The sequence below is a fragment of the Bacillus sp. REN3 genome, from assembly GCF_017912555.1.
Classification (GTDB): Bacteria; Bacillota; Bacilli; order Bacillales; family Cytobacillaceae; genus Mesobacillus.
Window position 1 is genome coordinate 25,693 of sequence record NZ_JAERSD010000016.1, and the last position, 24,361, is coordinate 50,053.

Genomic DNA, 24,361 nt, shown 5'->3' on the forward strand with positions numbered 1-24,361 from the left:
AAACCAGTTCAGTCCGACCACATTCAGCCGGAGCATTATATGATTTAGGCCATTACCTGGGGAAGCACCGAAAGCACTATTAGCTTTTTAGCGCAACCGGAAAAAGAACGCCTCTTAAAAAGAATGTGGCACAGGAAAATCGCCATTCTTCTCTATGTCGCAGCATAACTTTATTCTTTTCCGATGATTTTTTCAGTAAATATCCTGTTGGAAATTTCATTGGATATATTGTTTATTTTGGCCAGCCGAAGGGGAAACTAGGGTAAAGCGGACAGTCATCAATTTTGGGAGGGAATCTATTTTGAGTTGGACCGGTATCGCCTTATTCATACAGCTGTTTTTTGGGATTGTCATCGGGCTGTATTTCTGGAATTTGCTTAGGAATCAAAGGACTCAAAAAGTGTCGATCGACCGAGAATCCAGGAAAGAAATGGAGCAGCTGAAAAAGATGAGATCGATTTCGCTTAGTGAGCCCCTTGCTGAAAAAGTCAGGCCATCAAGCTTCAAAGATATAGTCGGCCAGGAGGATGGAATCAAAGCATTGAGAGCGGCACTTTGCGGACCTAATCCCCAGCACGTCATCATTTATGGACCGCCGGGAGTAGGCAAGACAGCGGCTGCAAGACTGGTGCTTGAGGAAGCGAAGCAAAATGCGAAAACACCTTTCAAGGATACCTCGGTGTTTGTCGAGCTGGATGCAACAACTGCAAGGTTTGATGAAAGAGGAATTGCTGATCCGTTGATTGGGTCAGTCCATGATCCGATTTACCAGGGGGCAGGCGCAATGGGACAAGCCGGGATCCCACAGCCAAAGCAGGGAGCTGTGACCAACGCACACGGCGGAGTTCTCTTCATTGATGAAATCGGCGAGCTGCACCCTATCCAGATGAATAAACTGTTGAAAGTACTTGAAGACCGAAAAGTGTTCCTCGAAAGCGCCTATTATAGTGAAGAAAATGCCCAAATCCCAAGCCATATCCACGATATTTTCAAAAACGGGCTACCCGCTGATTTCAGGCTCGTCGGCGCGACCACAAGAACGCCAAATGAGATTCCCCCGGCAATCAGGTCGCGGTGTATGGAAGTGTTTTTCCGGGAGCTGACCCAGGAGGAAATCGCCGAGGTGGCAAGGAATGCAGCGGAGAAAGTGAATTTGACAGTGAGCGACGCTGCGATTGAAATTCTTTCGAACTATGCCCGCAATGGAAGAGAAGCTGTTAATATGGTGCAAATCGCGGCTGGGCTTGCCATCACGGATGACCGTTCCTATATAAAGGAAGAGGAAATTGAGTGGGTCGTACATTCAAGCCAGCTTACACCGAGAATGGAACGGAGGATCAATGAAAAATCAGCTGTCGGGCTTGTTAACGGGCTGGCGGTATACGGACCGAATACAGGAGCGCTTCTTGAAATCGAAGTGACGGTCATTAAAGCAAAGGAAAAAGGATTAATAAATATTACCGGGATTGTTGATGAGGAAAGCATTGGCGGGCAGGGCAAATCGATTAGAAGGAAGAGCATGGCGAGAAGTTCGATTGAAAATGTCATTACCGTCCTTAGGTCAATGGGTGTTCCGGCGGATGAATTCGACATTCATGTGAATTTCCCTGGCGGCACGCCGATTGACGGACCCTCCGCTGGTATCGCGATGGCAACAGGGATCTACTCAGCGATCTACAAAATCCCAATGGACAACACAGTTGCGATGACTGGCGAAATCAGCATCCATGGCTATGTTAAACCGATCGGGGGCGTCTATCCGAAGGTAAAGGCAGCGAAAAAAGCTGGCGCCAAGAAAGTAATCATCCCAAAAGAAAACATGCAGACCATCCTGAATGAAATTACAGATATTGAAATCATCCCGGTGACCCACCTTGATGAAGTATTCGATATCGCGCTGGTCAAGGGGCATGCAAGGGAGCAAATGCTTTCAGCCGCACCAGATTTGGCTAAAAAAGAAACGAGCTGAAAAGAACGCCGACCAAGCGTTCTTTTTTTGCGGTCGGATTTCCTTGAAAGGGAATGTAATGAGAGGCCACCAATGAAAAGGAACTGATTGAGGGCTGGTTTTAGAATCGAAAGCATAAGAACCTTAACCCACCTGAATCGTTCCCATTTTGCTTTTTTGAAAAGCGATATCGCCCCTAACAGTCCCGGATAGTTCCCGTTATGCTTATCTGGGAAGTCAATTGGGCATTATCGGTGCCTGATCGTTCTCGTTTTACTAGTTCGGACATCCACTGGATCCCTATCTGTCCCGAAACATTTTCAGGATTGCATATTCCGCGCCTCCACATGTTCCTCAGCAGCCTTGATAAGATCCCGTTTTACCAGTCCAAAAGCGGCATGGTAATTACCTTTCCGCAGGGAAGTCACTTCCGCATAAATGGACACATCCAGAAAAGAAATACGGCCCGCGAATGTGTCCAAAAGACATATTTAAACGCCGAATACAGGATAATAAAATAGAAAGGAGTGAATGGGCATATTAATGCTCCTGAATATTAGACACTGTAAAATAAATACGATAGAATTGAACAACAAAGTATAATTATGCTTATAGATTGATTTCAAGCATGTTGGAGGTGCAATTTCATGGCGAAGGAAAAAGAGCTCACTGTCCCTTTGCTTCCGCTTCGTGGACTTCTCGTCTATCCGACGATGGTCCTCCATCTGGATGTGGGAAGGGAAAAATCGGTACAGGCTCTTGAAAAGGCTATGGTAGATGACCATTTGATCTATCTAACAACACAAAAAGATATTTCCATAGATGACCCGGGTGAAGAGGATGTATACCAGATGGGTACGCTCACCAAGGTGAAGCAGATGCTGAAGCTTCCTAACGGGACGATCCGTGTGCTCGTTGAAGGCTTGTCTAGAGCAGAAATCATCGAGTTTTTTGATGGGAAAGACCATTTCTCCTGTTCGCTGAAAACATTTGAGGACAGGGAAACGAAAGATGTTGAAGATGAAGCATTGATGAGGACGATGCTGGAGTACTTTGAACAGTACATAAAGATGTCCAAGAAAATATCCGCAGAAACATATGCCTCGGTATCTGATATTGAAGAACCAGGAAGAATGGCGGATATCATCGCGTCACATTTGCCTCTCAAGCTGAAGGAAAAGCAGGAAATCCTTGAGACCGTCGATATCAAGGAACGGATGAACAAGGTGATTGAAATCATCCATAATGAAAAAGAAGTACTTGGGCTTGAAAAGAAAATCGGCCAGCGTGTCAAACGATCAATGGAGCGGACACAAAAGGAATACTACTTACGCGAACAGCTGAAAGCGATCCAGAAGGAACTCGGTGAAAAAGAGGGCAAGACAGGGGAAGTCGCTGAGCTTTCCGAGAAAATCGAACTAGCCGGGATGCCGGAACATGTAAAAGAAACGGCGTTGAAGGAATTGGACAGATATGAAAAGGTTCCATCCACTTCAGCAGAAAGTGCAGTCATCCGCAATTACATCGAGTGGCTCGTTTCCCTTCCGTGGTCAAAGGCGACGGAAGATGACCTTGATATCAATAAAGCTGAAAAAATCCTGAACCAGGACCACTATGGGCTTGAGAAGGTTAAAGAGAGGGTCCTAGAGTATCTTGCTGTCCAGCAGCTGACAAACTCGCTGAGGGGCCCGATCCTTTGTCTTGCCGGCCCCCCGGGTGTCGGCAAAACCAGCCTTGCGCGTTCGATCGCGAAATCTATGAACCGGAATTTTGTCCGTGTTTCATTGGGCGGGGTAAGGGATGAATCGGAAATCCGCGGGCACAGGCGCACATATGTCGGGGCAATGCCTGGAAGGATCATACAAGGAATGAAGAAATCCGGTACGGTCAATCCAGTCTTCCTGCTTGATGAAATTGATAAAATGTCGAGCGATTTCAGGGGAGACCCTTCAGCTGCAATGCTCGAAGTACTTGATCCTGAACAAAACCACAACTTCAGCGACCATTATATCGAGGAACCGTATGATCTTTCAAAGGTCATGTTCATTGCGACAGCAAATAACCTGGCAACCGTTCCCGGACCATTGCTTGACAGGATGGAAATCATCAATATCGCGGGATACACGGAGCTCGAAAAACTCCATATCGCCAAAGATCATTTGCTGCCTAGGCAGATCAAGGACCATGGGCTGTCAAAGGCGCAGCTTCAAATAAGGGATGATGGCATCCAGAAAATCATCCGATATTATACACGGGAGTCCGGCGTTCGCTCGCTTGAAAGGCAGCTTGCTGCTATTTGCCGTAAGACGGCAAAAATCGTCGTTTCCGGGGCCAAAAAACGTGTCATCGTCAATGAAAAAAATATCGAAGAATTCCTGGGCAAGCCAAAGTTCAGGTATGGCCAGGCAGAGCTCGAGGACCAGGTTGGCGTTGCGACCGGATTGGCTTACACAACAGTAGGGGGCGACACGCTACAGATTGAAGTGTCATTGTCTCCAGGGAAAGGGAAGCTCGTCCTGACTGGAAAACTGGGAGATGTCATGAAGGAATCGGCACAGGCTGCCTTCAGCTATGTCCGTTCAAGGGCAAAGGAGCTGGGCATCGATCCGGATTTCCATGAGAAGAATGATATCCATATCCACGTCCCTGAAGGGGCTGTCCCTAAAGACGGACCTTCCGCGGGTATTACAATCGCCACAGCCCTCGTATCGGCACTATCAGGAAAATCGATTCGCAGGGAAGTCGGGATGACGGGAGAAATCACGCTAAGAGGCCGTGTCTTGCCAATTGGCGGCGTGAAGGAAAAAACACTGAGCGCGCACAGGGCCGGTTTGACGAAAATCATTCTGCCGAAAGAAAACGAAAAGGACATCGATGATATACCTGAAAGTGTGCGTAAGGAGCTTGAATTCGTGTTGGTATCGCATGTGGATGAAGTGCTGAAGCACGCCCTTGCCAGCGGTGGTTCCCAATGAAAATAACAAGTGCGGAAATCGTGATCAGTGCTGTTAAGCCGAATCAATATCCGGAAGGCAATCTTCCGGAGTTCGCGCTCGCAGGACGATCAAATGTAGGGAAATCGTCCTTCATCAACAAAATGCTGAACCGGAAAAGTCTGGCCCGTACCTCTTCTAAACCGGGAAAGACACAGACATTGAACTTCTACCTGATTAACGAATTGCTTCATTTTGTCGATGTCCCGGGCTATGGCTATGCCAAAGTATCCAAATCCGAGCGGGAAGCATGGGGGAAGATGATTGAGACCTATATCACGGCAAGGGAACAATTAAAAGCAGTGCTGCTGATCGTCGATTTAAGGCATCCGCCGACAAATGACGATGTCATGATGTACGACTTTCTGAAGCATTATGAAATCCCTGTGGTCATCATTGCCACAAAAGCCGATAAGATACCAAAATCGAAATGGCAAAAACATCTAAAAATATCAAAGGAAACACTGAATCTCGATCCCGATGATACTATTATCCTGTTTTCCTCTGAAACAGGGGAGGGCAAGGATAAAGCCTGGTCTGTCCTTGGAAGTTTCATGTGACAAGAGGCTGGGTCTTTTGAGGCCACAAAAAAGCCCGCGCCAGATATATTGGTGCGGGCTTTCATCATTTTTTCTTGAAGAACAACAGGTAGATGCCAATGATAACGAGCGCAGCGGGCCAGAATCTCCATGCGGTAGAAATATCAGTACCCATCAGCCCAAACCAGCGGGTGACACGATCATAGAACAATAGCATCCCTGCAATGATAAGAAAAAGGACCCCGTAGAAAAGGCCGTTCCCTGTCTTCTGATAGCGCAGCAAAAAACCGAGCGCAATGATCAAAATGAATGCCCCAAGATGGTCCGGCCATAGTTCAAACCGATTGACTATATGGAAATGGATGCCGAATCCGACTAGGATCACTCCCGGGAATATCGATTCATAGTCCCGGCCGCGATATCCCTGGACAAGGAAGGCAATGCCGACGATCATCAGTAAGGTCGGCCAGTCATAGAATTCTTGGAACAGGGATACTTTTGCTTGCTCGAGGTAAAAATAGATGCCAAATCCCAATAAGATTATTCCAGGTACTATTTTCTGATTTTTCATTCTTCACCACTTCCAATAAGGCTCACTTGAATTAGCAGACAAACTTTGATAAGGTACATAGGGAGTATGTTTATTTCCCATCATACAGTATAAATGATATAGAAATATTTCGAAACTGTGCCGATTTTCAATTTTAAATTGAAAATTCATATAAAACAGTTTTCCTTAGTTGTTCACATTTCTAGCAATAAGAAAAAAACCATCATGTTATAATTGCCTTAGCCAATTATGCAATTTCTCTGTGGGGGTGTCAATTAATAATGCATATTATCGTTGTTGGCCTAAACTATAAAACTGCCCCTGTCGAAATCCGCGAAAATTTGACATTTCCTGAGGCAGCCCTCGGGGGAGCAATGAGTGCGCTTAAGGATAAAAAGAGCATACTCGAGAATGTGATCGTATCAACCTGCAACCGCACAGAAATTTATGCTGTCGTCGATCAGCTCCATACTGGCAGATATTATATAAAAGAATTCCTATCTGAGTGGTTTGGAATTCCACAGGCTGAATTCACGCCATTCCTGTTCATTTATGAACAAGAGGGAGCAATTGAGCATTTATTCAAGGTATCCTGCGGATTGGACTCAATGGTGCTTGGCGAAACCCAGATCCTCGGCCAGGTTCGTTCAAGCTTTTTGCTTGGACAGGATTGGAAAACAACAGGAACGGTCTTCAACCATCTTTTCAAACAGGCGATTACCTTGGCTAAGCGAGGCCACTCTGAAACAGAAATCGGCGCGAACGCCGTTTCCGTAAGCTATGCCGCTGTTGAACTGGCCAAGAAGATTTTTGGTTCGCTCGATCAAAAGCATGTACTGATCCTTGGGGCCGGGAAGATGGGCGAACTGGCGATCCAAAATCTCCACGCCAATGGTGCGAAGAAGGTAACCGTTATCAACCGTACGTATAAAAAGGCAGAAGACCTGGCATCGCGCTTCTCGGGAAAGGCCAAGACACTGGAAGAGCTGCAGGCTGCACTGGCAGATGCCGATATCCTGATCAGTTCGACTGGCGCCAAAGAGTTCGTCGTGACAAAGGACATGATGGCGAAGGTTGAGCACCAGCGAAAAGGAAAGCCGATATTCATGGTGGACATTGCTGTGCCCCGCGATCTGGATCCGGAAATCGCTTCGATTGAGAATGTATTCCTTTATGACATTGATGACCTTGAAGGAATCGTCGAGGCGAACCTGCAGGAACGCAAGAAAGCAGCTGAGAGAATCCTGCTCATGATTGAAAGCGAGATTGTCCAGTTCAAGCATTGGCTGAATACGCTTGGAGTCGTCCCAGTCATCTCAGCATTGAGGGTAAAGGCCCTGGAAATCCAGGCAGAGACGATGAACAGCATCGAACGGAAACTTACCCATTTATCAGAACGGGACATCAAGGTCCTTAACAAACACACAAAGAGCATCATAAACCAGCTTCTCAAGGATCCGATCCTCCAGGCAAAGGAACTTGCTGCAAGGCCGGATGCTGAGGAAGCACTTGACCTTTTCATCAAGATCTTCAATATCGAACAGCAAGTTGCTGAACAGCAGGAATCGAAAACAGCTGAAACCGAGCAGGTCAGAGTCCCTTCACCTCAGGCTTCCTTTCAGCCTTAAGCGAGGATTCGGCCATGGCTGATTTATACATCACCCGTATCCATGAGTTGACGATTGTTGTTTATGCAGCTAGCGTACTTTTATATTTTATTGACTTCCTTAACAGTAACCGGAAGGCGAATCAAATTGCCTTCTGGTTACTTGCATTTGTATGGGGCATCCAGTCGTTGTTTTTGCTTTATTATATGCTTGATATCGGCCGTTTCCCAGTCCTGACCCTTTTTGAAGGGCTTTACTTTTATGCCTGGGTGCTGGTGAGCCTTTCACTCGCGATCAACAAATTATTAAAAGTAGATTTCATTGTCTTTTTTACGAATGTGCTGGGTTTTATCATCATGGCAATCCATACTTTCGCACCCGTTCAGTTTGATTCACATGTAATGTCAGAGCAGCTGATTTCCGAATTGCTGCTGATCCATATCACGATGGCGATTCTGTCCTACGGTGCTTTCTCGATTTCCTTTGTGCTTTCCTTACTGTATTTGATTCAATATGATCTTTTGAAGCGGAAAAAGTGGAGGAAGCAGTTATGGAGGATTCCAGACCTGACAAGACTCGATTATCTATCATACATATTGAATGTCATTGGCGTGCCAATGCTCATCCTCAGCCTGATTCTTGGACTGCAATGGGCGTGGATCAAGGTTCCGGACCTTGAATGGTATGATGCAAAATTGATCGGGTCTTTCGTCGTCCTTGCATCCTATAGCATTTATTTGTACTTGAAGGTCGGAAAAGGACAATACGGAAAGTCTCTCGCACTATGGAACATCGCTTCATTTCTGATTGTATTAATTAACTTTTTCCTATTCGGCAAACTATCATCATTCCATTTTTGGTATAAGTAGAAGGAGGCTGTCATGAGAAAGATTATCGTAGGTTCCAGACGGAGCAAATTAGCATTGACACAAACAAACTGGGTGATCGACCAGTTAAAGAAACTGGGCGCTCCTTTTGAATTCGAAGTGAAGGAAATCGTCACGAAGGGCGACAAGATATTAGACGTAACCCTCTCAAAGGTAGGCGGAAAAGGGTTGTTTGTAAAAGAAATCGAGCAGGCAATGTTCAACAAGGAAATCGATATGGCTGTCCACAGCATGAAGGACATGCCGGCAGAGCTGCCCGAAGGACTTGTGATTGGTTCGATCCCGGCAAGGGAAGACCATCGAGATGTCCTGATATCAAATGGCAATATCCCGTTCAGTGAGCTGAAGGAGGGAGCCGTTGTTGGTACGAGCAGCCTCCGCAGGAGCTCACAGCTTCTGGCCAAGCGGCCGGACCTTGAGATGAAATGGATTCGCGGCAACATCGATACGAGGATTTCAAAGCTTGAAACAGAGGGATACGATGCTATCATCCTTGCTGCCGCAGGATTAAAACGGATGGGCTGGGCAAGCGATACAGTAACAGAATTCATCGACCCGGAAATTTGTGTACCTGCTGTGGGGCAAGGAGCGCTTGCCATTGAATGCCGCGGAGATGATAATGAGCTTCTAGAGCTGCTTGAAAAGTTCACTTCAAAAGAAACAAGTAACGCTGTCCGGGCGGAACGCGCTTTCCTCCATAAGATGGAAGGAGGCTGCCAGGTCCCGATAGCTGGCTATGCCTATTTGAATGGCCAGGAAGAGATCATCTTAACTGCGCTTGTCGGCTCGCCCGATGGCAAGACCATTTTAAAGGAACAAGTCAAGGGAACTGACCCTGAACAGCTCGGCATCCATGCCGCTGAAAAGCTGATCAGCAAAGGTGCGAAAGACTTGATCGACAGGGTCAAGCAGGAGCTTGAAGCAGAATGACCCCGGATCTCCCGCTGCAAAATAAACTTGTGATGGTGCCAAGAGGAAAAGGACATGCAAAGTCCTTTTCCGACCTTGTAGTCAAGTATGGAGGGATTCCGGTGGAAATTCCTCTAATTGCCTTTAAGCCAGTTGCAGCAACTGAAGAACTGCAGAATATTTTAAAACGTTTACATACCTATGATTGGATTATCTTTACAAGCAATGTAACTGTTGAAACCTTTTATTCTTTTTTCAGCGAGCCCGTCAACCTGCCGAAAATCGCGGTGATTGGAGAAAAAACAAGACAGGTGCTGGAAAAGAAAGGAGAAAAGGTCCGTTTTACCCCTGGCTGCTATGTTGCAGAGGGCTTTATCGAAGACTTTGCTCCGCTGGTAAAGGAAGGGGAACGCATCCTGATTCCGAAAGGGAACCTTGCCAGGGAATACATTGCTGCTTCATTGAAGAAAATCGGCGCTGCGGTCGATGAGCTTGTGATCTATGAAACCTACTTGCCTGAGGAAAGCCGTGCCAAGCTGATTCAGATGCTCACAAACCGAAGTCTTGATATACTTACTTTTACAAGCCCTTCAACGATTGACCATTTCATGGGAATCGTGCAGCAGAATGGGCTGCAGCCACGGATCGAGGATTCCATTGTCGCCTGTATCGGCCCTGTGTCGAAGCAAAAGGCAGAGGAATGGGGATTGACTGTCCATGCCGTTCCCGAAAAATATACAGTGGAAGATATGTTAAAGAGCATCATCGAGTACTTAAGAAAAGTTTCCTGAATTAGGAGGGGAAATAAATGAAACACCTTGAATTCAAACGGCACCGACGCCTTCGCCAGTCTGCGAATATGCGTGCGCTTGTCCGAGAAAACTACTTACGCACCGAGGATTTGATCTATCCTTTATTCATTGTTGAAGGGGAAAATGTTAAAAAAGAAGTCACTTCCATGCCAGGAGTCTACAATCTTTCGCTTGATTTGCTGGACGATGAAATTGCAGAAGTACAATCGCTTGGCATCAAATCTGTGCTTCTATTTGGCGTTCCGAATGAAAAAGACGAGGTCGGCTGCCAGGCTTATCATGATCATGGAATCGTCCAGGAAGCAACGCGCCAGATCAAAAAGAATTTCCCAGAACTGATCGTTATCGCTGATACCTGCCTATGCGAGTATACAAGCCATGGACATTGCGGCGTCATCCAGGATGGAAAGATCCTGAACGATGAGTCGCTCGAATTGCTTGGTAAAACAGCAGTTAGCCAGGCAAAGGCCGGGGCCGATATCATCGCTCCATCGAACATGATGGATGGATTCGTTGCTGCAATCCGCACGGCATTGGATGAAGCAGGTTTCCACGATGTACCGATCATGTCTTATGCCGTGAAATATTCTTCCGCCTTCTACGGCCCATTTCGTGAAGCAGCAGAAAGCACCCCGCAATTCGGTGACCGAAAGTCATACCAGATGGACCCTGCGAATCGGATTGAAGCTATGCGCGAAGCTGAATCAGATGTAACGGAGGGAGCGGATTTCCTCATTATCAAACCAGGTATGCCATACCTTGACATCGTCCGTGATGTTAAAAATTATTTCAACCTGCCTGTCGTCACCTATAATGTCAGCGGCGAGTACTCAATGGTCAAGGCAGCAGCCCAGAATGGCTGGATCGATGAAAAGGGCATTGTGATGGAAATGCTCACAGGAATGAAACGTGCCGGGGCTGACTTGATCATCACTTATCATGCAAAAGACGCAGCTCGCTGGCTGAAGGATCAATAATTCAGGAATAAAATCATTTTTCATTTTGCCAGTGGCATTGATAGGAACGAAAGTGCACGCATTCTGGTGAAAAGGATATCAAGACAGCCAGCGATGGTACATCATACGCCAGGCTGTCCGCTGATCAACCCGCGGATAGCGGAATCCATGATGGAATCAACTGGCAAATCCATCAAGGCCATTCCAATATGGCCGTCTTCACCCTTTAATCAAGCAGAAATGAGGGATTTACATGCGTTCTTACAATAAATCGATTGAAGCTTTCAAGGAAGCGAAGGAGCTTTTGCCTGGGGGCGTCAACAGTCCTGTCCGAGCTTTTAAATCTGTCAACATGGACCCGATCTTCATGGAAAGAGGGAAGGGATCCAAAATCTATGATATTGACGGCAATGAATATATTGATTATGTTCTGTCATGGGGACCGCTAATCCTCGGCCATACAAACGACAGAGTAGTGGAAAGCATCAAGAAAGTGGCTGAACTGGGAACAAGCTTCGGCGCTCCGACAACTGTGGAAAACGAGCTTGCCAGGATTGTCATCGAGCGTGTACCATCAATCGAGATGGTAAGGATGGTCTCTTCAGGGACAGAGGCGACGATGAGTGCGTTGCGACTGGCGAGGGGCTATACTGGAAGGAACAAGATTCTCAAGTTCGAAGGCTGCTACCATGGCCACGGTGACTCGCTGCTGATCAAGGCAGGGTCCGGGGTCGCCACACTCGGTTTGCCGGATAGTCCAGGCGTTCCAGAAGGGGTTGCCAAAAACACGATTACAGTTCCTTACAATGACCTTGAGAGCGTCAAGCACGCGTTTAAACAATATGGGAATGACATCGCTGGTGTAATCGTTGAACCGGTTGCCGGCAATATGGGCGTAGTCCCTCCTGTTGAAGGCTTCCTCGAGGGCTTGCGTGAAATCACAAGCGAATACGGCACTGTCCTGATTTTTGATGAGGTCATGACAGGATTCCGCGTAGGCTATGAATGTGCCCAGGGATATTTCAATGTTACACCGGACCTTACCTGCCTTGGCAAAGTCATTGGCGGAGGGCTTCCAGTCGGCGCTTATGGCGGCAAGAGGGAAATCATGGAGCAAATCGCTCCAAGCGGACCGATCTACCAGGCTGGGACACTATCAGGAAATCCCCTGGCGATGACTGCCGGCCTTGAGACATTGAAGCAGCTGACTCCTGACACGTACAAGGAATTCGAGAGGAAAGCGGATATTCTTGAAGCGGGGCTGAAAGCAGCTGCCGAAAAATATGGAATCCCGCATACTATCAACCGCGCAGGCTCCATGATCGGTATTTTCTTCACAAATGAAAATGTCATCAACTATGAGGCTGCAAAAACATCGAATCTTGAATTCTTTGCTGAATATTACCGTGAAATGGCAAGCGAAGGAGTATTCCTTCCACCTTCCCAGTTCGAAGGATTGTTCCTCTCCACTGCCCATACGGATGAAGATTTGCAAAAGACGGTCGAAGCGGCTGAAAGAGCTTTCTCGAAACTGCGAAAATAATAGTGTAAACCTAAGGCATTTTCCTTGCGGAAAGTGCCTTTTTTACGGGATGGTCAGGAACACTCCGGTACAGGCGCGAACGCTGCCTGGAATGGATTTTCATTAAAAGTAATTTCATTGAGGAGCCGATGTAAATTATCATAAAAGCCAATCCCATGTCATAGAGTTTAATGACATAGTGATTTTACGTGTAAGGAATGAAAGGAGGAGTCGCTTTGTCTCAGGGAAATCAATCGTGCCTGCGATTTTCATTGGAAGAATCGGTATGGTTTCAAAGAGGACAGGAAGTCGCTGAACTTGTGTCGATTTCACTTGATCCCAATATAACCATTCAGGAAAACGAGCAGTATGTGTCCCTTCTTGGCTCGCTTGAATTAACCGGGGAATATACATGCTCTGCCCAGCAGCAGGAAGGAGAGGAAGACGGGATCACTGCTCTTAAATATGTCCATTCGGTCATGGAGAGGGAAGACGGAGTCTGCGAATTCGTCCATCGCTTTCCCATCGATATTACCATTCCAAGAAACAGGATCGAGAGCATTTATGACATCGATATCAATGTTGAAGCATTTGATTATGACTTCCCGGAAAAGGTCCGGCTGAAGCTGACCGCCGACCTAGCGATTACCGGCCTGTATGGTGAACAGCAGCATGAAGCGGAGCAGGAGGAGGACTCCGCGGAAGGCAACCATAAGGATACAGTGGATCGCATTGACGGCACTGAGGAAGATTTGCATATCACCTATCGTGATGAAGCGGATGGTCTTGTAGATGAACCAGCTGAAGAAACGGAGCAGGTTTTTGATTTTCCCGAAGCTCCTGCATTTTCTTTTGTGACCCAAAAAGAGTCAATGGAGCATGAAGAAGAGGAAGAGAAAAACGAATCCGATCTTTATGTGCCGTTCAGGGCTGAAGCTAAGAAAACGGGAGCAGAGGAAAAGAAACATGAATCTTTGATCCAGCCAGAAGAAGAACTGCAGAGTGTTCCAGAATATGCATCCAGTGATTTCCGGAGTGAGATGGAATCTCCGGAAAAAGTGGAGGAACAGGGACCAGCAGGCGGAGCCGGCAAGGAAAAGCCTCAGGAGCAAGAGGAAGGGAGTCCTGATGCGGAAATCCAGGAAGTGGCTGAGGAAAGCTCTTCATCCTCGGATGAAGTGATGAAAAAGAAAAAGCCGAATATGAAAAAAGGCATTTCGATTGCAGAGTTTTTGGCAAGAAAAGATGAGGCAGCCGATGTGGCCAAAATCAGGGTCTGCATCGTCCAGCAGGGCGATACAATCCAGCTAATCTCCGAACGTTATGATGTGTCTGTCCAACAGCTGCTAAAAGTAAATAACTTAAGCCTTGATCATGAAGTAAGTGAAGGGCAGGTCCTATATGTACCTGGAACTGCCGTACAGGTAAAGTGACAAAAAGGAAACATAACGAATGCCTGGCGGTAGCCGTTTTTATCAGGGCAGGTGTCCATCGCCTGCTCCACTTCATTTTTCGGAGACTTTTTGAATGTAGGTGATAGACCGTGGGGGACCGCAAGTTATTGAAGGATGCTTCTCCTGTTCTGAAACATTACCCGATTGAACCCTACTTTGCGGAGGATTATGGGAAAATCAAAAAGATTTACACAAAATCAGGAATATTTGCATTAAAGAAAATCCATCCCTATGAAGGAACGGAATTCATCAAGCAAATCCAATATCTGTACCAAAAAGGATACAACCGGATCGTACCTGTATACCCGACCAATGATGGCAGGTATGCAGTCCTTCATGATCGATCTCTTTTTTATTTAATGCCGTGGCTGCCAAATGAGATAAAAGAAGAACAATCAGAAAGGCATAAACAGTTATTCCGTGAATTGGCAAGGATGCATACTTTATCGGCAAAAGAGCTTGAGGTTGATCCAGCCATGAAGAAGGAACACTATGAACAGACGGTAAAGGAGTGGGAAAAAGAAGAGGAATTTTTGCAGGGGTTCATTGAAAGCTGCGAAGACAAGGTGTATATGTCCCCATTTGAGCTGACCTTCTGTCTGTATTACAGCCAAATCCGCCAGGCGATGTTTTTCGCCCGCCAGAAGCTTGAAAGCTGGTATGAAAAGACGAAGGACCAAAAAAAATCCAGGACTGTCATCCTGCATGGCAAGTTGTCCAATGAGCATTTCATATATGATGAAAGAGGCTATGGGTATTTCATCAATTTCGAGGATGCAAGACAGGGTTCGCCAATCCAGGATTTACTGCCATTCCTGGCAAGGTCTTTAAAAACGATGCCGAAGAAAGCGGATGATTGTGTCGACTGGGTTTATACGTATTTCAAATACTTCCCATTCAGGCCGGATGAGATGGAATTATTCCTGGGCTACCTTGCCTTTCCTTCAGGGCTGATCCGGGTTGCGAAAACCTACCATCAGCGCAGGAAGGGAGTGGATGAAAGGAAGTTTGTCCAAAAGCTTCAGCGTCAATATTGGCTCTCAAGCAACACAGCGTATGTCGTAACGAAGATAGATGAAACGGAAAGACAGAGGCAGCAGGCAAAGGAACAGCAAGAAGGAGCCCAGAGCTGAACGTATGCCCGGGGCTCCTTAAATGACTTCAAAATGGATTGCCAAGGCAATCAGGATAAAGACCGTCAATAAAAAAACATCAAACGTCGTCGGAAAAAATAACGTGCGCAGTCCCTGGAATACGGCAAAAGGAATGATCAATTGCTCACAGATTCCCTTAACGCTCCGTGCCCACCTTGGGAGTGTATACCGATTATACCGCCGCTTCATTGCCATCCCTCCGAACAATCAAGTATTCCCTTGTTTTATCCTATGAGTGAAATGCCCAAAACGTGCGATAAAATGACATCCATACGGCAAAAAGTATAAAATCATGAAAAATAGGATAACATGATTGACGACAATCACCTTTATTCGGTAGTATAACTAATATATATGAACATGATATCCAAAAGCATTGAAAGGGAAGAGTACATTATCATCCGGCTTCAAGAGAGGGGAACCATTTGCTGCGAGGTTTTCCAGGCTGGACAATGGAAGGTCGCCCTTGAGCTTCTCCTGCTAACGGAATGATCATTCCTTTTAACAGGGGACGGCGCAGAGCCGTTATCCATTAAGAGCCAGCACAGTACATCCAATCAAGTGCATGCTGGAAAAAAAGGTGGTACCGCGAACAAACTCCATTCGTCCTTTTATGGCGAGTGGAGTTTTTTATTTTAATTTCTGACAGGAGGAAACACGATGGAAGAGAATTTGTCTATGCCAACGAAATACGATCCGTCTTCGATTGAACAAGGCCGCTATGATTGGTGGATTAAGGGGAAGTTTTTCGAGGCGAAGGGTGAAGAGCAGAAACAGCCATATACCATTGTCATTCCCCCGCCAAACGTGACAGGGAAGCTCCATCTTGGCCACGCCTGGGATACATCGCTTCAGGACATCCTCACGCGTATGAAGCGGATGCAGGGATACGATGTTCTCTGGCTTCCAGGAATGGACCATGCGGGAATTGCGACACAGGCGAAGGTTGAGGAAAAGCTCCGCAACGAAGGGAAGAGCCGGTATGATCTTGGCAGGGAGAAGTTCATGGAAGAAACCTGGAAGTGGAAGGGAGAATATGCGCAGCATATCCGCGACCAATGGGCAAAGCTTGGACTCGGTCTAGATTACAGCCGTGAGCGATTCACGCTCGATGATGGACTTTCAAAGGCTGTCAGGGAAGTATTCGTCACTTTATACCGTAAAGGCCTGATATATCGCGGTGAGTACATCATCAACTGGGATCCTGCGACGAAAACGGCGTTGTCGGACATCGAGGTTATCCATAAAGATGTCCAGGGCGCATTTTATCACATGAGGTACCCGCTTGCGGACGGTTCAGGGCACATCGAAATTGCGACAACCCGTCCGGAAACGATGCTTGGCGATACCGCAGTCGCTGTCCATCCAGAAGATGGGCGCTACAAACACCTAATCGGCAAAACTGTCATCCTGCCAATCGTCGGCCGGGAAATCCCGATTGTCGGTGATGATTATGTTGATATGGAATTTGGGTCCGGCGCTGTCAAAATCACTCCAGCCCATGATCCGAATGACTTTGAAATCGGCAATCGCCACAACCTTGAAAGAGTGCTTGTCATGAATGAGGACGGCACGATGAATCAGAATGCCGGCAAATATCAGGATATGGACCGATTTGACTGCCGGAAGCAGATCATCAAGGACCTGCAGGAGCAGGGGATATTGTTCAAAATCGAAGAGCATATGCACTCTGTCGGCCATTCTGAGCGGAGCGGCGCTGTCGTTGAGCCATACTTGTCAACTCAGTGGTTCGTCAGGATGCAGCCGCTGGCTGACCAGGCAATCGCTCTCCAAAACTCTGAAGAGAAGGTTAACTTTGTTCCTGAGAGGTTCGAGAACACGTATCTCCGCTGGATGGAAAATATCCGGGACTGGTGCATCTCCCGCCAGCTTTGGTGGGGACACAGGATCCCTGCATGGTACCATAAGGAAACCGGCGAAGTGTATGTTGACCATGAGCCGCCTGAAGACATCGAGAATTGGGAGCAGGACAAAGATGTTCTTGATACATGGTTCAGCTCGGCTCTTTGGCCATTCTCGACAATGGGCTGGCCAGATGAAGGCGCTGCGGATTATAAGAGGCATTATCCAACCGATGCTCTCGTGACAGGCTATGACATTATCTTTTTCTGGGTTTCCCGGATGATTTTCCAGGGTCTTGAATTCACTGGAAAGCGCCCATTCAAGGATGTCCTGATCCACGGACTTGTACGTGCCGAGGATGGAAGGAAGATGAGTAAATCACTGGGCAACGGAGTCGATCCGATGGATGTTATCAGTCAATATGGAGCAGACTCGCTCCGCTTTTTCCTGACAACAGGGAGCTCGCCCGGCCAGGACCTCCGTTACAGTACGGAAAAGGTGGAAGCGACATGGAACTTTGCCAATAAAATCTGGAATGCATCACGTTTCGCCCTTATGAATATGAATGGATTGAAGTATGAAGAAATCGACTTGAGCGGCGAAAAGTCCGTAGCTGACAAATGGATCCTGACGAGGTTGAATGAAACGATCGAAACCGTGACAAGGCTGTCAGACCGTTATGAATTCGGTGAAGTCGGCAGGGTGCTGTATAACTTCATCTGGGATGAATTCTGCGATTGGTATATTGAAATGGCGAAACTTCCGCTATATGGGGAAGATGAGGCGGCGAAGAAGACGACAAGGTCGATCCTGGCATACGTCCTTGATAACACGATGCGCCTGCTCCATCCATTCATGCCATTCATCACTGAGGAAATTTGGCAGAACCTCCCTCATGAAGGCGAGTCGATCACCAATGCCAACTGGCCGAAGGTCGATCCTGAGCTATCCGACAACCAGGCAGCGGAAGACATGAAGCTGCTGGTCGAAATCATCCGTTCAGTAAGGAACATCCGCTCAGAAGTCAATACTCCTCTCAGCAAGAAGGTTGATATGTTCCTGAAGGCCAAGGATGAAAAGACACTTCGCATGCTGGAAAAGAACCGCGGCTTCATTGTCCGCTTCTGCAATCCAGACGAGTTGACGATCGGGAATGATGTAAATGCTCCAGAAAAAGCGATGACCGCAGTGGCTACAGGGGTTGAAATCATTATGCCACTTGAAGGCTTGATCAATATCGAAGAAGAGGTCGCCCGCCTTCAAAAAGAAAAAGAGAAGCTCGATAAAGAAGTAGAACGTGTCCAGAAGAAACTCGCGAATGAAGGCTTTGTCAAGAAAGCACCGGAGAAAGTCATTGAAGAGGAGCGGGCAAAGGAAAAGGATTATACGGAAAAACGCTCGGCTGTCGAAGCGCGGATCCGGGAGTTAAGAGGATAGAATAAAGGGGTGGCACCTGGAAGGTGCTACCCCTTTTTCAATGTCTTTTTTATATGTCCCATATACAAAGCAGCCGCATCGACATCAGTAGTCGAATAGAGAGACCGGCAGCCCACTACATCTTCGATTTCATTGAAAACCAATTGGCCGCTGCTGTTCAGCAGGAAATCAATGCCTATGAAATCTGCTTTCAGCGGAGCCGAAATCCGATGAACAATCTCCGCTTCTTCCGGAAAAAGGACATAGGGCGCTACCTTGCCTCCTAATGTGTAATTTGCTTTGAATGAGGTTGCCGATGTCCTCATCACAGCACCAATGATCTCCCCGCCGAGCACAAATACTCTCAAATCTTTTCCAGGCTGTTCGGCAAATTGCTGGAGGACGAATTGTTTGTGAGGATACTGCATCAGGATCTCTTCAATCTCCTCGGTAGAATGAACGAGATACACTTCCTTGCCCCCGCGTCCATCGCTTTGTTTCAATACCATCGGGAAGCGGCAGAAGGGAATCTTTTCCGGATTGAAGGTTCGGCTGGTTATGAACCACGAATCGAGCATCTCTATTCCAAGGCGTGATACATACTGGTAGGACTGTGCTTTGTCATTGCAGAGGGAGGCGACGCTTGAGCTGTTGAAGCATCGGATCCCCGCCGCTTCAAACTGTTTTGTCAACAGCTGATTGATGGTACGCATGAGCACGAAATCCAGGTTCCTGCTATCGTAGATGGGATGCTGGATAGCCGCCAGGCCGCCAGAAATTCCGATACTCAAATCTTCTTCATAAATAAGCTGGAGGGAAAGATTGATTGCTGCCGCCGCTTCCGTCAGCATCATGATGAAGCCCCTGTTTACCTCCGCATCTTTCTGTTTATAGACGAGCCAGCCATGCAGTTCAGCCATGCCTCTGCTCCTCCAAATCCGCGATGATGAAATCGATCATATCATCCGCCACCCAGACGCCGGTACAATCGTAAATATTCCGAAGGTGGGCATTTGAATTGACCTCGCAGATGACCGGTTCATCGTTTTCGCCAAACAGGATATCTATGCCGGTAAAATAAGTGCCCATGATTTTGGTGCATTTGACTGCTAATTCGATTTGTTCCTTTGTCGGCTCATAGGCTTTCATTTTGCCTCCATTCGTCACATTCGCCCGGAAATCCGTCTCGGAATGCCTGTACATCGCCGCGACTGCGCGGTCGCCGACAACGTTGATACGAAGATCGCGCCCGTAGCTCGAAGCGATGAATTTCTGGAACAGAAATGAGATGCCTGACAGTTCATTGATTTTTCCATAAAACTCTTTTTCATTGTGGATCAAGTATACCTTCATACCGAAGGACCCATGGACTTCCTTGATGACCAACGGAAATCCGAGCCGGCTTATGACGTATTCGTAATACTGCTTATCATTGATTTCGAATCCTTTGTAAACCTTCGGGGCAATGATTGTGTCCGGGATCGGGATGCTATTGTTTGCGAGTGTCTGGTACATGATTGCTTTATTGTCGCACCGCTCGATGGATTCAATCGGATTGTAAACCGGGATGCCCAGTTTCTCGAGTTGTCTGCCAAGCAGGATGTCCTTGTCCAAAAAAACGACAAAATCCGGCTTGCTATCCGCTAAGGATCCCCCGAGGGCCAGGTCTCCCTCTGCGATTTCCATCGTCAGTTGATAATTCTTTACAGTCCTGCAATCTATGTTCCTCGTTGTTGCGCTTTGCCTGATCATTTCTGCCTGGTCGATGAACTTTGGGGATGTAAGGCTGCCATTGTAAATCACCCAGCATGAAAGCTTTTGATTGTCCATTCTTTACTCCTTCGCAACTCTGGCAGGTAAGGTTGTTCCCACCTGCGGATCGTTCGTTTATAATATTATTTTAGCGATAATAAATTGTTGTGACAATAAGAGAGAGGGCAATTGGCATGATTAAGGGCTTCGACTTTTACAAAAATAAATTCGGGCTGCGGACGAGCAGCGAAATCCATTTAGGACTGGGGCGGATTGAGGGCTTCCTGGAAAGCATCGGAAATCCACAATATGATTTAAAAGCGGTGCATATCGCCGGGACAAATGGAAAAGGTTCGACCCTCCAGTTTTTAAAAATGATTCTTGCAGAAGCTGGCTATTCGGTCGGTACCTTCACATCGCCTTATATAAAGGATGTCACTGACCAGATTTCAACTGTAGATGGGCCGATTGGCGGGGAAGGGCTTGAAATAGCGATCCAGGAATTGCTGCTGTCAGCAAAAAAAGAAGAAATCAGTCAGTTGACCGATTTCGAACTGCTGACCGTGCTGGCCATCGTATATTTTTCTTGGTCGAATAAGCAAGATATAGTTCTTTTCGAAGCGGGAATGGGTGGGCTGACCGACTCGACCAATGTCCTGCAATCACTCATTTCGATAATTACGAATATCAGTTTGGAGCATACCGCATTTCTTGGAGATACGGTAGGAAAGATTGCCCTCCAAAAGGCAGGCATCATCAAGAAGGATAGGCCGAGCGTCATCGGTGTCCGGGGTATGGAAGCGCTGGCAGCCATCAAAGGTTATGCGAATCAGCAGCAGTCCGCGATCCATATTGTAGATGAAGATTTTTTCATCCTCGCGGAAGAAGGAAACAGCTTTACAGTCAAAACGAGTGCCGCACAATACAGGAGGCTGGTTGCCGGGCTGAAGGGGGGGCATCAAACCGACAATGCAGCACTTGCGGTCATGGCCGCAGAGGTGCTGAAAAATCACTATGGTTTTGGTATCGAGGTGTCTCACATCAGGAACGGCTTAAAGAAAACACATTGGCCGGGGAGGTATGAAATTTTTTCGAAAAACCCCACAATCATTCTTGATGGCGCCCATAATCCCGATGCGGTTTCCAGCCTGGCAGATACATTGAGAACAGATTTTCCGGGCAGGAAGGTCAAGTTCTTGTTTGGAGCTTTGAGGGATAAGGAAGCGGGAGAGATGATCGGCTTGCTGGAACCTCTTGCAGAAGAAATCGCGTTCGCAGATTTCGAGTTTCCAAGGGCAGCAAAGGCCGCTGTTCTTGCGGATCTTTGCCATCACGAAGATAAATCCGTTGCAGCCGACCTTGTGGAAACTCTTCCTTACATCATTGAGAGATTAACGGCGGATGATATTTTTGTGATAACGGGCTCACTGTATTTCATCGCGGAGGTAAAACAGCTTCTGGCACAGATAAATATGCTGCGGCCTTCCTGACATCCCTATTTCCACAAGCGGTTTACCATGCTGCAATCGCTGGATGAAATCTGGAATCATTTAAACCAAACGGGCGTTGTATGCTGGAACAAAACAGAAGTCTGTAACAGAATATATCAATGGGGCTAACCTTAACTGGTTAGCCTTCGTCATACCAGCAGACCAGGGATCGCTTTTTTGGGGGATGTTCATTTCTAAAAGTTGTTAGGATCGTTGGTTTGAAAGCAGACAGAATGCAGGAGAGAGAGTGGACAGACGTCAGCTGGAGCGTCGGGATGGGCGTTACCGCTGAGGGAGACTTACAATCGGGTTCCATGGAAAGCGATTGATTGCTTAAAACGCAACGAAAATTTTGAAACCGCCCTAATGACATACCCCTTTCAGAGCCGAAAAGCGAAGGTGTTATGAAACTTTAGACCTATAAAAATATCTTTTTCTCTTTAATATCTAGTATAATTAGTATAAAATAAAGGAAAAATTGTGAAAAAGTGCAGATGATCACAAAGGGAAACTTTTTTGAAAAAATGATTCTTCAAGTGGAGAGGAGCATGGAAAAAGGATTGATTTTGCTTTTGGCAGGGATAATCACAGCAGGGATGATCCACGTTCTTCCATTGGCCTGTCAATAAGAGAGAAGAACATCTTCACCATTCTATCCTTTGCGAACGGGATGATTGGGCTGCTCGGAGTATCGATTGTCCCGCTCTGGCAGTCCATTCTCATTATCCTGCTGCTCTCTTTCTCTGCCGGAGCGATCCTTTCCGGCCGCTCCATTGTTCAGCCAACAGTCTATTTGCCCTTAACCAATGCAGTTCATCATCTGAACAAAAGGATAAGGGTTTCATGGAGACAGACAAGGAAGCGCTCGCCTCCACCAGCTTGGGTTCTTGGCTGGACTTTGGATCCAAAAGCTTCAGCTGTCTGACTTGAAACCGCCACTTGAGGAACATGCCTCATCGCCTGAAGAAAGGAACAGAGGCGGAAGCAATGGGCTAGATTTTGATGGCGGCAACAGGCATCGGTTTTTTAAGATAGATGAGCCGGAAGAAATCATGGAGCTGGATATGTACCCATGGATCAGGTGGAACAGGTTAGCTGCACATTTCACTGAAACAGGACTAATTCATTCGGGAGGACGGCATTTGTGGGAAAGCAAAAAATATTAAAATTCTTGCTGCTTCTTTTTGTTTGTTCACTTTCCATCTTCAGTCTGACTTATTCCGGAGTGTCTGCTTTCGATTCCCGTTCTTCTAAGAACACAGTATACCCAAAAAATACATATATTGGCATGTTGGATGTTACCGGGAAATCGCAAGAAGAAGCCAGGCGATTCCTTGAGAAGAAAATAAAACGTTGGCATGGAAGCTCCAAATTCGAAATCGTCTATAAAGAACAGGAACTTAGGGTTGAGCCTGCAGATTTCGTTTTTCTGCTGGATGAATCAATCTCCTCGGCAGCTGACGGCAAACAGAATCCACTGCTGATTGAACTGAAGGGTGATGTGTTCAATGGTTTCGAGGCTATCAAGGGGATGGAGGAAGACCTTGATAAACCAAGTCTGGAAAAGGCTCTCATCAAGGCTGGAATGGAATTTGCAGAGGACGTGCGAATCAACTTGGAAGATTATCTTCCCGAGAAAAAGCCAGTTTTGATCTCTTCTTCGACCGTGGAACTGTCCGGTACAAATCGGGTGGCCGCTGATTTGGCTGATGCATTCCCGACCATTGAAATGGCAGCCAAATCGAACTTTTCCATGAAGGAATGGCTTGCGGAAAACAATGCCGATAACATCTCTGCCTCTGCCATCAGCCTGATATCTTCAGCAATCTACAAGGCAGTCCTTCCGACGAACATACTGATTTCCGAGCGGCATATCAGCAGCTCCGTCCTTGAAGCGATGGAGCCAGGATATGAGGCAAGGGTGGACTTTGAAAAAAATCTGGACTTCATGCTGTACAATCCGAATGGGCAACCCATCAAGATACAATTGGAAATGGATGATTCCAGGCTTAAGGTATCGGTAACAGGGGTGCCCCTATTATATAATTATAAGGTTCATGCAGGTGAACAGCAGGAATTCACGCCAAGGACTATAAAGCAATATTCAGCGCTTCTCCAGCAAGGACAAAAGCGAGTCGAGCAAAAGGGGAAAGCGGGCATCCTTGTGAAGGTATCCAGGGATGTATACGCGAAAACCGGAGAATGGCTCAAGACTGAAACGATAGCGGAAGATTTTTATCCACCAGTCCACCGAATCGAAATCCATCCTCTTTCCCCGGCCGGGAAGCCATCAGCATCAGGGCCGGGAGACAGCCCCAAAACATTGAACCGGACAGGGACCCAAACAGCGGGAAAGGAACAGGTGGGCACCGGGGTAAACAGGGATGCCAGCCTGCCGGATCATTCCAATCAACCAGATGATAAAGGCGAAGGAATTTCGGCTTGCGGGACAAATGGCGATGATGGCGGCTTATGGGGGAAGCCGGATGAGGAGCCAAAGTAGGATGGA

At 47.0% G+C, this 24,361-nt stretch carries 20 protein-coding genes and 1 other annotated feature; of the genes, 15 read left to right on the top strand and 5 right to left on the bottom strand.

Annotation, left to right across the window (positions count from 1 at the left end; all coding sequences use genetic code 11):
• Positions 1–301 precede the first annotated feature (301 nt).
• The 3 genes from lonB (at position 302) to yihA (ending at position 5,501) form a co-directional block, all read left to right on the top strand.
• Positions 302–1,969: an ATP-dependent protease LonB gene (gene lonB / locus JJQ88_RS14285; protein WP_210366721.1), complete on the top strand. Its 1,668-nt coding sequence runs from the start codon at positions 302–304 to the stop codon at positions 1,967–1,969.
• 626 nt (positions 1,970–2,595) lie between these two features.
• The gene (gene lon, locus JJQ88_RS14290) at positions 2,596–4,923 is read left to right on the top strand and encodes an endopeptidase La (protein ID WP_210366722.1); all 2,328 of its coding nucleotides are present in this window, start codon (positions 2,596–2,598) and stop codon (positions 4,921–4,923) included.
• Complete coding sequence (yihA, locus tag JJQ88_RS14295; protein WP_210366723.1) at positions 4,920–5,501, top strand: ribosome biogenesis GTP-binding protein YihA/YsxC; 582 nt, start codon at positions 4,920–4,922, stop codon at positions 5,499–5,501. The genes lon and yihA overlap by 4 nt, the downstream gene beginning before the upstream one ends.
• Positions 5,502–5,565: 64 nt before the next feature.
• Here the strand turns inward: yihA and JJQ88_RS14300 are convergent, their stop codons facing one another.
• Positions 5,566–6,051, bottom strand: a complete 486-nt coding sequence (locus tag JJQ88_RS14300; RefSeq protein WP_210366724.1) for a LiaI-LiaF-like domain-containing protein — start codon at positions 6,049–6,051, stop codon at positions 5,566–5,568.
• A gap of 260 nt (positions 6,052–6,311) precedes the next feature.
• Here JJQ88_RS14300 and hemA point away from each other — a divergent pair, with 260 nt between their 5' ends.
• From hemA to ysxE, 8 genes are all read left to right on the top strand, one after another.
• Entirely contained in the window at positions 6,312–7,658 is a 1,347-nt protein-coding gene (gene hemA / locus JJQ88_RS14305) for a glutamyl-tRNA reductase (protein WP_210366725.1), read from the top strand.
• A 14-nt stretch (positions 7,659–7,672) separates the two neighbouring features.
• Positions 7,673–8,506 (top strand): cytochrome C assembly family protein, encoded by an 834-nt coding sequence (locus JJQ88_RS14310; protein WP_210366726.1) that lies wholly within the window; start codon positions 7,673–7,675, stop codon positions 8,504–8,506.
• A 12-nt stretch (positions 8,507–8,518) separates the two neighbouring features.
• Complete coding sequence (hemC, locus tag JJQ88_RS14315) at positions 8,519–9,454, top strand: hydroxymethylbilane synthase (RefSeq protein WP_210366727.1); 936 nt, start codon at positions 8,519–8,521, stop codon at positions 9,452–9,454.
• A complete protein-coding gene (locus JJQ88_RS14320) occupies positions 9,451–10,224 on the top strand; it encodes a uroporphyrinogen-III synthase (protein WP_210366728.1) in 774 nt (257 codons plus the stop codon). Before hemC ends, JJQ88_RS14320 begins: the two co-directional genes overlap by 4 nt.
• Before the next feature lie 17 nt (positions 10,225–10,241).
• The gene (hemB, locus tag JJQ88_RS14325; protein WP_210366729.1) at positions 10,242–11,222 is read left to right on the top strand and encodes a porphobilinogen synthase; all 981 of its coding nucleotides are present in this window, start codon (positions 10,242–10,244) and stop codon (positions 11,220–11,222) included.
• 232 nt (positions 11,223–11,454) lie between these two features.
• Positions 11,455–12,744 (top strand): glutamate-1-semialdehyde 2,1-aminomutase, encoded by a 1,290-nt coding sequence (gene hemL, locus JJQ88_RS14330; protein ID WP_210366730.1) that lies wholly within the window; start codon positions 11,455–11,457, stop codon positions 12,742–12,744.
• A gap of 215 nt (positions 12,745–12,959) precedes the next feature.
• Positions 12,960–14,156 (top strand): stage VI sporulation protein D, encoded by a 1,197-nt coding sequence (gene spoVID, locus JJQ88_RS14335; protein WP_210366731.1) that lies wholly within the window; start codon positions 12,960–12,962, stop codon positions 14,154–14,156.
• Positions 14,157–14,266: 110 nt separating this feature from the next.
• A complete protein-coding gene (ysxE, locus tag JJQ88_RS14340; protein WP_210366732.1) occupies positions 14,267–15,310 on the top strand; it encodes a spore coat protein YsxE in 1,044 nt (347 codons plus the stop codon).
• Positions 15,311–15,328: 18 nt separating this feature from the next.
• On the opposite strand, the gene JJQ88_RS14345 is transcribed toward ysxE, so the two are convergent.
• Positions 15,329–15,520 (bottom strand): hypothetical protein, encoded by a 192-nt coding sequence (locus JJQ88_RS14345; RefSeq protein WP_210366733.1) that lies wholly within the window; start codon positions 15,518–15,520, stop codon positions 15,329–15,331.
• A gap of 178 nt (positions 15,521–15,698) precedes the next feature.
• Positions 15,699–15,945: a binding site (T-box leader), on the top strand.
• A 46-nt stretch (positions 15,946–15,991) separates the two neighbouring features.
• On the opposite strand from JJQ88_RS14345, the gene JJQ88_RS14350 reads away from it, so the two are divergent.
• Positions 15,992–18,631 carry a valine--tRNA ligase gene (locus tag JJQ88_RS14350; RefSeq protein ID WP_210366734.1) on the top strand — a complete coding sequence of 880 codons (2,640 nt, stop codon included), beginning with the start codon at positions 15,992–15,994 and terminating at the stop codon, positions 18,629–18,631.
• A 26-nt stretch (positions 18,632–18,657) separates the two neighbouring features.
• Here JJQ88_RS14350 and JJQ88_RS14355 read toward each other — a convergent pair whose 3' ends face one another.
• Together JJQ88_RS14355 and JJQ88_RS14360 are read right to left on the bottom strand one after the other, a co-directional pair.
• Positions 18,658–19,530, bottom strand: a complete 873-nt coding sequence (locus JJQ88_RS14355) for an ATP-grasp domain-containing protein (protein WP_210366735.1) — start codon at positions 19,528–19,530, stop codon at positions 18,658–18,660.
• A complete protein-coding gene (locus JJQ88_RS14360; protein WP_210366736.1) occupies positions 19,523–20,440 on the bottom strand; it encodes an ATP-grasp domain-containing protein in 918 nt (305 codons plus the stop codon). Before JJQ88_RS14360 ends, JJQ88_RS14355 begins: the two co-directional genes overlap by 8 nt.
• A gap of 116 nt (positions 20,441–20,556) precedes the next feature.
• Between JJQ88_RS14360 and JJQ88_RS14365 the strand changes: the two genes are divergently transcribed.
• Positions 20,557–21,852 (top strand): bifunctional folylpolyglutamate synthase/dihydrofolate synthase, encoded by a 1,296-nt coding sequence (locus JJQ88_RS14365; protein WP_210366737.1) that lies wholly within the window; start codon positions 20,557–20,559, stop codon positions 21,850–21,852.
• A gap of 585 nt (positions 21,853–22,437) precedes the next feature.
• On the opposite strand, the gene JJQ88_RS21575 is transcribed toward JJQ88_RS14365, so the two are convergent.
• Positions 22,438–22,569 carry a hypothetical protein gene (locus tag JJQ88_RS21575; protein ID WP_282597707.1) on the bottom strand — a complete coding sequence of 44 codons (132 nt, stop codon included), beginning with the start codon at positions 22,567–22,569 and terminating at the stop codon, positions 22,438–22,440.
• Between the two features lie 170 nt (positions 22,570–22,739).
• Between JJQ88_RS21575 and JJQ88_RS14370 the strand changes: the two genes are divergently transcribed.
• The gene (locus JJQ88_RS14370; protein ID WP_210366738.1) at positions 22,740–23,018 is read left to right on the top strand and encodes a hypothetical protein; all 279 of its coding nucleotides are present in this window, start codon (positions 22,740–22,742) and stop codon (positions 23,016–23,018) included.
• Positions 22,997–24,355 (top strand): VanW family protein, encoded by a 1,359-nt coding sequence (locus tag JJQ88_RS21695; RefSeq protein ID WP_210366739.1) that lies wholly within the window; start codon positions 22,997–22,999, stop codon positions 24,353–24,355. The genes JJQ88_RS14370 and JJQ88_RS21695 overlap by 22 nt, the downstream gene beginning before the upstream one ends.
• Positions 24,356–24,361: the final 6 nt, after the last annotated feature.